This window comes from Acidimicrobiales bacterium, assembly GCA_040219085.1.
GTDB lineage: Bacteria > Actinomycetota > Acidimicrobiia > Acidimicrobiales > JAVJTC01 > JAVJTC01.
In genome coordinates, this window is record JAVJTC010000002.1 from 1 (window position 1) to 11865 (window position 11865).

An 11865-nucleotide genomic window follows, 5' to 3' on the forward strand; every position below is an offset into this window, starting at 1 on the left:
AACAACCTGATCAAGCGCATCAAACGCATCGGCTTCGGATTCCGGAAATTCCGCAACTACCGGATCCGAGCCCTCCTCTACGCCGGCAAGCCCAACTGGGACCTACTCGACACCCTCACCCCCGCAGGAATCCGATGAGCCAGGAAACCTCCTCCGACGGGCGGCGTCCAAAGTCAATGTTTTCTGCCTTGCTTCAAGGCGTGTCTGTCAGACGACTGCTTACCCGCCGGGCTGTGGTCGCCTTACAGCGGACGCGAGTTCTCGCGGCTCGGGTTTGGTGGTCACAGGCGGAGTGTAGCCATCAATAGCATTGCCCAACTCGGTAGAGAACGCATGCGCCTCGCAAATGATGGAATCGGCCCGCTCTTGAAGCAGTTGATGATGAGAGAGAGGGTCGTCCTCCTGTGCCACCAAGAGCCCACCATCTCGAATTCGCATGGCTAAGTCAATGCAAGCGGCAAGGGTGTCTGCGTCGCGGTCCGTGAATCGCATGAACTGGAGCTTGGTCAACTCCTCCTCACACTTCATGAGGATCGCGCCTGCGGCAGCGCCTCCGATGCCTCCCCTCCAGGCGGCCTCCCAGTCAAGGTTCGCCTCCTGAAGCAGCTGTCGGCCGTGGTTGTCGAGCAGAATCCCAGCAATGAGCTCAGTAGTCCGCTCAATGCCCAGCTGTTGGCACCGCTCTACTAAAGCGACCCAATCCGAGATCCAACCGCCGACAGCACCGTCTAGGCTGCGAACCAGCTCTTCGATAACGGTCAGAATAGGCTGCTTCATTCGCTCTGGGATCCGCTTTCTCGCTAGCTCCGTGATGACGTTTGTCGGGGGAAGGTCGGCGAGATGGCCAGCTCGAGTGTTCCGATCTGGATATTGCAGCATTGAGACTAGGGAGCAAGCGGAGCGTACGACATCCGTGGAGGCGTACAGGTTCGAGATGCCAGCGTTTGACATCTGAGGCTCGTCGGTAGACCAAGTTCTTTCCATTCCTGTCGTACATAGGCTTAGCATGCGGAGAAAATGGCCGAGAGGGTTCGAAGTGGCCTGTTGCACGCGTTCGGCAATGCCCAAGTATTCAGCAGTGCGGTCGGGCGGATGGATAAAATCGTAGGGTTGACCGATGACGATTGTCGTGAGGCCCGCGGCGCGATCCAGCTGTTCGATTACTGGATTGCTCTTCGTGCGCACGATGAAGGCAGGCAGGCGATCATCGGGTGCGACATCAGCCAACATCTGGGCGAGCTTGAACCAGATCAGACGTACATTTACATCACGAAGTCCGTATCCCATGAAGAGAACTGAACGGCCAAGTAGGTCGGAGCGAAACTTCAGATCCAAAGCAGATTGAAGGTCAAGCCGACTAAAGTAGCTACTCTCCGTCAGAACCAGGGTGTCTTCGTGGCGCAGATCGCCATGATACTTGACGATGTGAGTCCTGGTGTCGTCGGCTAGCACAAGATCGTGCGGTCGGGTGATCTGAAAATAGTCTAGACCCAAGGTCCTATAGGTCTGCTCAATGAGGTCGTCGTAGTTAGTCGTGTAGATTCGGGGTGCTTGCAGGTTCACAAGCTCAACGTGGGGGCCGAACAATAGATCGGAGTTCACTGCTAGAAGCGCCTTCTCAAGCGCATGGCGGATTGGTCCGATCTGGCGGTCGACGATTAGATACAAGTACTCGGCCGCACGAAGAAGGTCGTTGTCGCAGGACTGGAGGAGGTCGTCGAACGCGATCTCGCACTCATCTAGGTCGGCGGCAACACGACGGAGTAGCCCTTCCCAGCTCGGCAAGCCCGCGGCTGCGGAAAACCCTGCTCCCACGAATGGGATGAGACGACGTTCGGCCGCGAGCTGCAACAGCTGGTCGGGGAGTTCATCGTAGTAGCGATTCATGCCGTCGGGCGTGGGGCTACGTTGCGCGCGTCTCGCCATCGAACGAAGTCTAGGTGTGGGGCCACCAGGGGGCTGCTCGATGCTCTTTCATGACCAGTGACGGCGATGTGACGCGGATGCGGCGCTGCACGGCTGTGAGCCAGCTGCGAGGGCGCCCCGTAGGGCAGCGCTCGTCCGTCGAGATTGGGCCGTATCGATGGCGGAGCAGGGCTCACAGGGCCGTCCTAGGCGCCTTGAGGGCAAGCCAGACGCCGCCAGCGGCCCGGCGACTCGCATCGGCTTGCTGGTTTCGGCTGATGGGACTCGGGTCCATCCCCCTGGATGGCGTCAAGTCCTCCTTGTGAACGATCGCACGCACTGCCCTTCATGCGTCCGGCCAGTGGCCTGAATCGTGCTCCGTCCAGGCGAGTTCTTGTGCCTCAGGAGGTCCGATGCGATGTGCCCACCAACAGTGAGATAGACGCCACTGATAGTGGCAGCGTGGTGGTCGGTTGGCGTGTCGGACACTACGAGCGGATTGATACGGAGGGTGTTTCGTGGGGTATCTGCCTTGCCGAGGTCGATGCTCGACTGCCACACACCAGTTGACGCTCCTCGGGAAGAGAGTGTTTGTGCCAGGACAGGGGCAGAACGGCGCTTTCGGGTTCCGCGCCAGGTGGTCGGCCGAGCGGGCCCGACCACCCGTGCGACCGCAGCAGCGAAGGATGGTCTTCTCCATCTGGCCATTGCGTTCACCGCCGTTGGCGCTGTCGGCCACGGCGGTAGACTGCTCCTTAAGCAGGTGTGCCTGGACAGGAAGCAGCTGCAGTCGAATGCGACTGAGCTGATAGGCGGTGTGCGGCCTGCTGGGCGCACCACCGCCGGATTCGCTCGTCTGTGGAGACTCGCTGTCCCGGCATCCCCCTGCTCGTTCGTTCGTGTCGCTGTTGCTCCACGAACTCTCTCGCGTCCCCCGCAGGCTCCTATTGCCTACGTGGGGGTGTCCCAAATCGCTAAACCCGCAGGTCAGAGGGCATGTCGCTCCTTCAAGTTGTGTGCACTTTTTCGGTAGTCCATGCTGGTATTCGGATGGATAAGGTTGGCGACGAGTACGCGTTGGTCGAGCTCAAGACGATGCGCGAGCTGCTCAAGGAGTTCGCGGCAGGCGTGGAGTGGCGGCACCTGCTGCCGACTATCACGGTCGGCAAGGTCGCCAAGGCTCACGGCCGTGCGTGGTCGGGAACGCTCCAAGGCCAGAGGCAGCGTGAGGTCTTCTGTGCGGTGTTGGATATGGCTGGCCGCCGATCTTCCGACCTTGGTTACCTGAGGGTCCAGTCGAATCAACAGCTTGCTCGCCAACTGTCGGGCCAGCTCAAGCGGGACATCAACCACGGGACCGTCTCGAGGTGCCTCGATCGCTGGCAAGACGCAGGGCTGGTCGAGTGTTTCCACAGAGAGGACGGTCGTCGCCCGCTGAGTCTTGTGCGCCTGCCGAGGCTCAGCGATGACCTCGTAGCGTTCGCGTCGATGCGAGGGCTGGCATGCAACAACGTCCAAGGCGCGCCCAGCTATCAGCTGATCCACAAGCTTGTGATGGAGTGCATCGAGCACCAGGTGCCTGTACCGACCTGTGCGACTCGTCAGATCGCTGACAAGGCGCTATTCGAGGTTCAACGATTGCCGCGCCCGACCTAGGGCGCTGGCGAGGCGGCTGTGGTGCCAGCTGCCGCCTTCCTTGGGGGGAAGACCCTCGGCGTCGAGGCGCCGGCCCACTGCCCGCAGGCTGTGGCCCTGGGCCCGTAGCTCGGCTGCCCTGGCGATGGTGGCTTGTTCGGTGTCGTTGGGTGTCAGGTTGCCTGTGGGGTCGAGGTCGTAGCCGAAGGGGGCGGACCCTCCGAGGTGTCCGCCCTCGGCGGCCTAGATGCGTTTGCCGTCTCTGAGGCGTTTGGTGATCATTGATCGTTCGAGCTGGGCGAAGACGCCGCGCATCTGTCGGATTGCGGTGCGCATCGGGTCATCGGGATCATCCTCGGGGATGAGCCCGTGTTGTTCGATCGAGTAGACGTGTCCGCCGCAGTCCCACACCTTTGCGAGTGCTGCTTCTTGAGCAGTGAGCTTGCGTGCGAGACGATCAAGACTGTAGATGACAACGCCGTCCACAGCGTGGTCTGAGACGGCCTGTAAGGCCCCGTAGAGGCCTTCTCTGGTCTCGAAGCCGTTGGAGCCGCTGACGCCCTCGTCCGCGGCCCACACGGCGATCTCGTGGCCCTCGTTGTTGGCCCATGTCTCGATGGCTTGGCGTTGGATGTCCAGGCCATACCCGTGTTCTACCTGTCCTTCTGAGCTGACTCGGATGTAGGCGGCGAGTCTCATCGGCGTCGTCCCTCTGGGTCTGGGTGGCGCGCCGTTAGGACGGCGTGCCACGAGCTGACTTTGATGGCATCTCAGCCGGGACTGTCAGGTGTGCCTGGACAGACGTCGGCCTCGGTTCCTGGCCGCAGCTGTTGAGTCCGTCCGACGAGGCGCGGTCAAGGTGGAGCGCCCGGAGCGAAGCGAGGACGAACGACCTTGACGGAGCCGAGCGGCGGACCAGAATCAGCCGGATGGATCGAGGCAGGGCCCTAGGGGGGAGGGATAGGGGGGTGGCGGGGGGTCCATCCATCGGATGGGACCCATTCGCAGCCAGATTGTGTTCAGAATGTGATGCCTTGTGCTCGATCCGTGTTGTTGACGTGGCGACGCTCATGGAGAAGGATCTGCGACCTGAGGCTGGCGGAGAGCCTGGCCGTCTCCTGCCGGCGACGTTCATCGGCACGGAGGAATCCCATCGAGACCAGTCGTGAGTTCTGGCAGTCATCGCTCTTGGCAGGCTTCGTCCTCTTCGTGTCCTATGTAGCGATCGAATGCCACGGGCGCACAGATTGCATTCCCGTTGATGCGCCCATTGCGGTGATTCCAGCGGCGCTCGTGTGGGGGACCGCGGTGCGTCGATTCTTCGACGGGGAGCGTGGTGCTCGAACTGCGGCGATGGCGGCACTATTGCTGACCATTGCGACTCTCCTCTTGGCGTGGTTGAGCCGGATGGCGTCCTGATGCTGCGGACAGTGTCCTGATGCTGTGGCCGTGCTGCGAGTTGAGTTGTGACGGGGATTCGCGTGTGATGTCCTTCTGTCCCGAGCGCAGGGTGATCTGGAGTCGTCCCAGGCTGGGTGGAATCGGCTTCTCTATGATCTGGGCTGTCTGGATCGCGGCGGTGCTCGTTTCGACGGCCCCTCGTTGGCCGAGCCCAACGGAGGCGGACCGACGATCGAGGTTGAAAGACCCGGCTTCCGCAATGTCACGATTCCCAACGGTCTTGGAGGCTGAGCCAGATGGACAAGCAGGATTCCTCAGACTGGTCTACCGACGGTTGGGACTCGCTGACCCTGTACGAGGACTTCCTTGTGAATGTCGCCGCTGACTGGGTCAGCCTTGGCGAGATGAGTCGGCTATGTCGAGTGAACGCGGGCGACGATGCCGTCTCCGAGTTGGCAGCAATAGGCCTGGCGGTAGTCGCCCTCGCCGAGGGTTTCGTCGAGGCCGGCGAGATTGAAGGGGCGGAGTTCAGTCCGTGGCGGCGCTCTCTGGCGGGTGTAGTCGAGGAGCTTGTCGGGAGGTGGGGAGAAGCTTCGAACACTGGATGGCGCTCGATTGGTGACACCGTGTGGCTTACGGCGTCCGATCTGGGGATCGACCGAGCCGAACAGCTGCGGCAACGAATTGCGGAGATCGACGCCGGAGGCTCCCAAGACTAGAGGCGGGAGTGGTCGACGGGCCTGGGCACTTTGCTGCACGGAACCCCAGGCGCTTCCGTCACTCGGGTGTTCTAGGACGCCGGCCAGCGTTGAACACGGGGTAGATGCTCGCTTACTCCGATCAAGTCGGCGAGTGGGTCGATGCTCGTTGAGACGTAGCGCATCGTCGTGGCGATGTCGCCGTGCGCAGCCATGCGGGAGGCGACGTGCAGGGGCACGCCGGCTCGCAGCAGGTTCGTGACGAACGAGTGTCGAAGCTGGTGCGGCGTGAAGGCGCCTGCTGGCAGCGAGTTGCGCCGCAGGATGCCTCGTAGCCGCCTGTTCACGATGTAGGGCGGAGTCCAGCCGTCGGGGTAGGGCTCGAGCCTCGTCTTCCCCTTGAGGTTCGGGATCTCCTCGCCGCCGAGTTCCTCGCCCCAAGCGAGGAAGTACGGCGCGTCGTCTCGTGCAGCTCGTTCCCTCCTCAGCGGCTCCAGGAAGCTCTCAGGTCCGCCAGGGACGACCTGGGGTAGCCGTTCGGCCATCAGGGTGACGGGGGAGCGCAGCGGCATCACGTCGCGCAGGGCGCCTTTGCGGGGGAAGTCGATGAGGCGGCCACTGTCGAGGTCGACGTGTCCTGGCCTCAGATTCACGATCTCTGCTCGTCGTAGCCCGCAGAAGTATCCGAGGCCGAGGACGACTCGCTCGGTGTCATCGAGCGACGGGTGCGCCCACACGGCGCGCCACATGTCGTCGGGGATGGCTTTCGGGTGGGTGTTGGTGATCTTGGGGGCTGTGAGGAGTGCAGCGGGGTTGTGTCCGATGTGGCCGCGGTCCTGGAGGTACTTGTAGAAGCTGCGGATCACGGTGACGTCTCGTGCCCGTGTCGCGGGTGCTCCCGTTGCGGGTCCCTCTACGGGGTGGCCGCGGTCACGGCGCTGCCTGGGACGGTTGACGAAACCTTCCAACCTGGCGACCGATGCGGCGGCGAAGGGCGTGTCGTCTACCCATGCCAGGAGCTTCTCCAGCGTGGCCGTGTAGGCCACCAGAGTCTCGGGGGATCGGTTCCTCGTGTCGCGCTGCCAAGCGAGGTATTCGCGGGCGAGACGGACGTTGATGCGATGCGCATCCGATGGCATTGGACAGCTCCCTGGACTCGACCAAACATGGCCCAAAGAGAGGGGAAGTCTCCTTCCCCCCTCCTTAGGTGTCTGTCCAAAAGCTGGTGACGGTGAGCCAACTTGTAGGCGGGGTTCTGTCCAGGCCCCGAAGGGCCCTGGGTGACCATCCATCTGAGCGGCCTACCTGGAGGTTGCACCTCGCGGTGCCGACGGGCCGTCATACCTCCTACTCGGCCTTGCTCCCGGTGGGGTTTACATAGCCACCCCGGTCGCCCGGGGTGCTGGTGCGCTCTTACCGCACCGTTTCACCCTTACCTGTGCCCGTTGCCGGGCCATCGGCGGTCTGCTCTCTGTTGCACTTTCCTGCGGGTCGCCCCGACTGGCCGCTAGCCAGCACCGTTGCCCTGTGGAGCCCCGACCTTCCTCGACACCGAAGTGCCGCGGTCACCCGGCCGACTCACCGTCACCGACAGTGTGCCCGCCCCGGCCGCCGAGCGCTCCGGGGGCCGCAGCGGAGTGTGGTGAACTGTGCCCGTGACACGCAGGATCTCCGCCGAACAGTACGAATGGCCGATCCTCGGCGACTTCGACCCGGCCAGGTGCGCGGTTCTCAGCATCGACTGGCAGGTCGAGTACTGCGCGCCCGACGGCTACTTCGCCGAGCTCGGACTGGACACGGCTCACATCCGTACCGCACTCGGACCCGTCGCCGATGTCCTCGCCGCGGCCCGGGCCGCAGGTCTGCTCGTGGTCCACACCCGTGAGGGTTACCACGCCGACCTCTCGGACTGTCCACCGACCAAGGTCGCCCGTTCGATCGCGGGAGGCCACCCGATCGGCAGCGAGGGTCGGCACGGCCGGCTGTTGATCCGGGGGGAACCCGGCGGCGAGATCGTCGAAGAGGTGGCCCCGATCCCCGGTGAATGGATCATCGACAAGCCCGGCCAGGGCGCCTTCTACTCGACCGACCTGGATCTGCGGCTGCGCAACCGCGGTATCGATCTCCTCGTGGTCATGGGGACCACGGCGGACTGCTGCGTCAGTTCCACCCTGCGGGAGGCGAATGACCGGGGCTACGACTGCCTCGTCCTTACCGACTGCGTCGCCGACGTGTCCGCCGACCGCACTGAGGCGACCCTCGAGTCGTTCCGCATCAACCCCCTGGGCGCGAGCGCCCCCAGCGCCGCGTTCCTCGCCGCTCTCTGAGCGAGGACTGCGTCAGCTGGACGCCCCGGGCACGACATCGCCCGCGTCGGTCATGTTGGCGCTGAAGTCGCCGAGGAGCGGGTTGCGGATGAGGCGCTTCTTCCAGCGCCACGTGCCGTCGACGCGCTCGAAGTCGTCGAAGTAGTGGCCGACGAAGTTGGCCTGTAGCGGGAACTCGTCGGTCTGCTGGAACACCGTGCAGTAGCTCTGGGCGGTGGCCGTGCCCGCCTCCTCGTCGATCGACAGTTCGACGTTCGTGGTCACGTGCTTGGTGCGGGGGGTGCCGTCGGGGTACATCCGCACGTGGGCGAGGGCGGCGAGTACCTCCTCGGTGCCGCGACACGGCGGTGCGCCCTCCACATTCCATTCGCCGTGCTCGAACAACTCGGCCATGCCGCGCTTGTTGCCGGTGTCGAGCGTGAAGCAGTACTGGTTGATCATGGTCATGATCTCGTCGCGTGAACTCATGCCGTGACAGTAGGTGAAGATCGTCGACGGCGGGCGGGTGGCCGGTGGAGTTGTACTCTGGCGGCCCGATGTCTGCGGCGCACGACCAACCCGAAGGGCCGCCGGTCGTCGCCGTGCTGGGGATGCACCGCAGCGGTACCAGTTGGTTGGCCGGCACCCTCTCCGAGGCGGGGCTGTCGCTCGGCGAGGTGGACGAGCACAACTACTGGAACCAGCGCGGCAATCGTGAGATGTCCGCAATCGTCAGTCTCCACGACAGGGTCCTCTCCGACTCGGGCGGTGCGTGGCACGATCCGCCGGCGCGGGTCCTCTGGAGAGACGACACGATCGCAGAGTTGGACCGCATCATCGCCGCCATGGACGCAGCCGGCGAGACCTGGGGGTTCAAGGATCCGCGAACGGTCCTGATGTTGGACATGTGGCGACAGCGGCTCGGGGGCCGTCTTCGTCCCGTCGGGATCTACCGGCATCCGGGGGCGGTCGCGCTCTCGCTCGCGCGGCGACGGGCACCGAGGTTCCCCCGGGTGGCTCGGCGCGCACCGGTCGTCGCGCGGCGTTGGGCCCTCGGACTGTGGTGCATCCACAACGAGGCTCTGAGCGCGGAGCACCGACGGTCCACGTTTCCACTCCTACGGTTCGACGGCGACCTCGATCGGCTCTTCGAGGGTGCCGCCGCGCTGTGCCGCGATCTCGGCCTCCGCTCCCCGGACGCCGTGCGCGACTTCCACGACGGAGCTCTCGTCACCAACGATCGACGCGACCGACCGGTTCCCCGGCGATGTCGGCCCGTCTGGGACTACCTCGTCGCACAGACGTGAGGCGATGTCCCGGAGATTCTCGTCGTCAGCCTGGTGCGGGGGTCGGCAGACGCGAGCGGTAGACGGTGTGGACCGCCAGAGCGGCGAGGACGATACAGATCCCCACCAACTGGGCGACCGTGATGTCCTGATCCAGGAACAGCCACGCCATGAACGTCGCGCCCACCGGGATCAGCAGCTGGGCGAGACCCATGATCACCAGGGGGACGCTCGCGTGGGAGTAGTTGATGAACAGGTGACCCATTCCGGGAATGAGTCCGATGGCGATCATCCGTAGCCACTCGGTCCCGTCGGTGGTGATCAGGTCCTGGCCGGCGGCGAATGTCAGCGGGGTAAGCACCACGCCTCCCCAGAACATCATCCCCACCATGAACGGGACGGTGTCGACCTTCTGACGGGCCCGGCGTCCGAGCACGAAGTAGGCGGCGCCTGCGAACGTGGAGAGAACGGCGAGGAAGTCACCGAACGGGTCGGAGGTGCCCCCGTTGTCGGCGACGAGAATCATGAACGCGGCCCCGCCGAGGGCGATGGCCAACCAGCCCGCATCGGGAAGTCCGACCGGTTCGCTGAAGACGAATCGAGCGGCGATGAGCATCGGCACAGGGATCAGCACGGCGATCAGGGCTGTGTTCGCGACGCTCGTGCGCTGAGCCGCCTCGAAGAACAGGCCGATCGACAGGCCGAAGCAGATGCCCGGGAACGCCGACAACCGCATCGCCTGCCAGCCCAGTGCTCCCTTGGTCGCAGCGACGAGCCCGAAGAACGCGCACGCGATCCACGCCCGCCAGAACGCCACCGCGAGACCCTGGAGTTCGGCCTCGGCGGCGAGCACCGGCCCGAGGCTGAACATCAACATGCCCGCCATGACCGCCCCGTAGCCGAGGCGGACCTGAACGGGCGTCGGGGCGGCTCGGCCGACGGCGCCGGTGCCGGTCGTCTGGACCGGGGTACTCGCTGCGGCGTCGCCGCCGCTGTCGGTCGCTGTCACGCCGCCACACTAGTGTCGCATCAAGACACTTTCGTGACGTGGAGGAACGAGATGGTGGGCAATCTGGACCCGGAGGAGATCCGGTACTTCGCGGCGCTGGCCGGTTTCGAGATCACCGACACCGACCTGCCCGAGTACGAGCGACTCGTCGGCGCGATGGCACCGCTACTGGATGCGTTCGCCGGCCTCACTCCGGCTGAGCGGGCGCCGGTTCCGGCCCATCGTGACCCCGGCCGAAGGGGGACTCCAGCCGACGATCCCCTCAACGCGGTCATCCGCTGGTGCGACGTGCACACCGGCGACGAGGGGACGTTGTCGGGAAAGCGGTTCGGCCTCAAGGACAACATCGCCGTCGCAGGCGTGCCGATGACCCTCGCGTCACGGATGTTCGAGACGTTCATCCCCTCCACCGACGCCGTCGTCGTGGAGCGCATCCTCGGCGCGGGCGGCAAGGTCGTGGCCAAGTTGAACATGGACGGCTACGCGTGGTCGGCCGGGGGAGAGTCGGGCGATTTCGGGGCGATCCTCAACCCGTTCGACCACACCCGCACTGCCGCGGGCTCGAGTGGCGGGTCGGGTGCCGCGCTCTCCTACGACGGCATCGACGTCACCCTCGGCGTGGACCAGGGCGGCTCCATCCGTCTGCCCGCATCGTGGTGCGGGACGCTCGGCCTCAAGCCCACCCGGGGGCTCGTGCCCTACACGGGCGTGGTCGGCATGGACCGCTCGCTGGACTACGTCGGCCCGCTCACCAACGACGCCACCACGATGGCCGAGGTCATGGACGTCATCGCCGGGCCCCACTGGTCCGATCCCCGCCAGTGCGGCCACGGTGCCGATCTGGACTTCGCCGGTGCCTGTGCGGCCGCGACGACCGACCTGTCCGGTCTGCGCATCGGTGTGGTGGAGGAGGGTTTCAGCTGGGTCGACGAGGAGATCGTCCCCGACGGCACACGCGAGACGGCCGACGCCACGCGCGCCGCCATCGAACGGTTCGCCGCCCTCGGGGCGACGGTCGAGTCGGTGAGCATCCCCGAGCACCGCACCGGCTCGGACCTCGCCTACCTCGTGTGGCTCGTGGAGGGGCAGGCGGCCACCACCCGTGCCCGGGGCATCGACTACGGCGCCGCCGGATGGCACGACGCCGACGTCGCCGTGCACCTGGACCGGGCGCTGGCTGTGGACGCGGAATCGCTGCCGACAACCCTCAAGCTCGTCCTCACCCTCGGCACGTACATGAAGGAGCGGTTCTCCGGTTCCTGGTACGCGAAGGCCCGCAACTTGGGTCGTGAGGTGACGCTGGCATTCGACCGGGCACTCGAGGACCACGACCTGCTCGTCATGCCGACCGCCACGCACTACGCCTTCGAACACCAGCCCGATCTCGGTCTCGCCGACGCCGTGTTGCGGGGCCTGGCGATGGTCGGAAACACGAGGACGATGGACATGACCGGTCACCCGGCGCTGTCGATCCCGGCTGCTGAAGCCGACGGCCTTCCCGTCGGCGTGATGTTGATCGGCCGCCATTTCGAGGACGACCGGGTCGTGGCGGCGGCCCGCTCCTACGAGCTGGCCCACGGTTGGTCGCCCGGGCGCTGAGCACGCCCGGGGTCGCCGCGCCGGGC

The 11865-nt window shown here is 65.0% G+C and carries 10 protein-coding genes and 1 other RNA gene; 5 read left to right on the forward strand and 6 right to left on the reverse strand.

The genetic code is table 11. The features are described 5' to 3' along the window. Positions 1-219: 219 nt before the first annotated feature. The gene (locus tag RIE08_00055; GenBank protein ID MEQ8715979.1) at positions 220-1926 is read right to left on the reverse strand and encodes an SIR2 family protein; all 1707 of its coding nucleotides are present in this window, start codon (positions 1924-1926) and stop codon (positions 220-222) included. A gap of 1029 nt (positions 1927-2955) precedes the next feature. Between RIE08_00055 and RIE08_00060 the strand changes: the two genes are divergently transcribed. Then, positions 2956-3561 carry a hypothetical protein gene (locus RIE08_00060; protein MEQ8715980.1) on the forward strand — a complete coding sequence of 202 codons (606 nt, stop codon included), beginning with the start codon at positions 2956-2958 and terminating at the stop codon, positions 3559-3561. A 222-nt stretch (positions 3562-3783) separates the two neighbouring features. On the opposite strand, the gene RIE08_00065 is transcribed toward RIE08_00060, so the two are convergent. Continuing rightward, positions 3784-4239, reverse strand: a complete 456-nt coding sequence (locus tag RIE08_00065) for a recombinase family protein (protein ID MEQ8715981.1) — start codon at positions 4237-4239, stop codon at positions 3784-3786. A gap of 998 nt (positions 4240-5237) precedes the next feature. Between RIE08_00065 and RIE08_00070 the strand changes: the two genes are divergently transcribed. Next, positions 5238-5660 (forward strand): hypothetical protein, encoded by a 423-nt coding sequence (locus RIE08_00070; GenBank protein MEQ8715982.1) that lies wholly within the window; start codon positions 5238-5240, stop codon positions 5658-5660. 71 nt (positions 5661-5731) lie between these two features. Here the strand turns inward: RIE08_00070 and RIE08_00075 are convergent, their stop codons facing one another. Together RIE08_00075 and rnpB are read right to left on the reverse strand one after the other, a co-directional pair. Further along, positions 5732-6778 (reverse strand): tyrosine-type recombinase/integrase, encoded by a 1047-nt coding sequence (locus RIE08_00075; protein MEQ8715983.1) that lies wholly within the window; start codon positions 6776-6778, stop codon positions 5732-5734. Positions 6779-6867: 89 nt separating this feature from the next. Then, positions 6868-7220: RNase P RNA component class A (rnpB, locus tag RIE08_00080), an RNA gene on the reverse strand. Positions 7221-7294: 74 nt separating this feature from the next. Between rnpB and RIE08_00085 the strand changes: the two genes are divergently transcribed. Next, positions 7295-7966: an isochorismatase family cysteine hydrolase gene (locus tag RIE08_00085; protein ID MEQ8715984.1), complete on the forward strand. Its 672-nt coding sequence runs from the start codon at positions 7295-7297 to the stop codon at positions 7964-7966. A 12-nt stretch (positions 7967-7978) separates the two neighbouring features. On the opposite strand, the gene RIE08_00090 is transcribed toward RIE08_00085, so the two are convergent. Beyond that, complete coding sequence (locus RIE08_00090) at positions 7979-8434, reverse strand: nuclear transport factor 2 family protein (GenBank protein MEQ8715985.1); 456 nt, start codon at positions 8432-8434, stop codon at positions 7979-7981. Between the two features lie 68 nt (positions 8435-8502). Here RIE08_00090 and RIE08_00095 point away from each other — a divergent pair, with 68 nt between their 5' ends. After that, on the forward strand, positions 8503-9252 hold the full coding sequence (locus tag RIE08_00095; GenBank protein MEQ8715986.1) for a hypothetical protein: 750 nt from the start codon (positions 8503-8505) through the stop codon (positions 9250-9252). Positions 9253-9277: 25 nt separating this feature from the next. Here RIE08_00095 and RIE08_00100 read toward each other — a convergent pair whose 3' ends face one another. Then, positions 9278-10240 carry a DMT family transporter gene (locus RIE08_00100; protein ID MEQ8715987.1) on the reverse strand — a complete coding sequence of 321 codons (963 nt, stop codon included), beginning with the start codon at positions 10238-10240 and terminating at the stop codon, positions 9278-9280. 33 nt (positions 10241-10273) lie between these two features. Here RIE08_00100 and RIE08_00105 point away from each other — a divergent pair, with 33 nt between their 5' ends. Next, positions 10274-11839 carry an amidase family protein gene (locus tag RIE08_00105; GenBank protein ID MEQ8715988.1) on the forward strand — a complete coding sequence of 522 codons (1566 nt, stop codon included), beginning with the start codon at positions 10274-10276 and terminating at the stop codon, positions 11837-11839. The last annotated feature ends 26 nt before the right edge of the window (positions 11840-11865 follow it).

What these genes read in the sequence shown, in the direction of transcription:
- RIE08_00055 (MEQ8715979.1), bottom strand. Translation starts at nt 1,926, where the DNA reads ATGGCGAGACGCGCGCAACGTAGCCCCACGCCCGACGGCATGAATCGC.
- RIE08_00060 (MEQ8715980.1), top strand. Translation starts at nt 2,956, where the DNA reads ATGGATAAGGTTGGCGACGAGTACGCGTTGGTCGAGCTCAAGACGATG.
- RIE08_00065 (MEQ8715981.1), bottom strand. Translation starts at nt 4,239, where the DNA reads ATGAGACTCGCCGCCTACATCCGAGTCAGCTCAGAAGGACAGGTAGAA.
- RIE08_00070 (MEQ8715982.1), top strand. Translation starts at nt 5,238, where the DNA reads ATGGACAAGCAGGATTCCTCAGACTGGTCTACCGACGGTTGGGACTCG.
- RIE08_00075 (MEQ8715983.1), bottom strand. Translation starts at nt 6,778, where the DNA reads ATGCCATCGGATGCGCATCGCATCAACGTCCGTCTCGCCCGCGAATAC.
- RIE08_00090 (MEQ8715985.1), bottom strand. Translation starts at nt 8,434, where the DNA reads ATGAGTTCACGCGACGAGATCATGACCATGATCAACCAGTACTGCTTC.
- RIE08_00095 (MEQ8715986.1), top strand. Translation starts at nt 8,503, where the DNA reads ATGTCTGCGGCGCACGACCAACCCGAAGGGCCGCCGGTCGTCGCCGTG.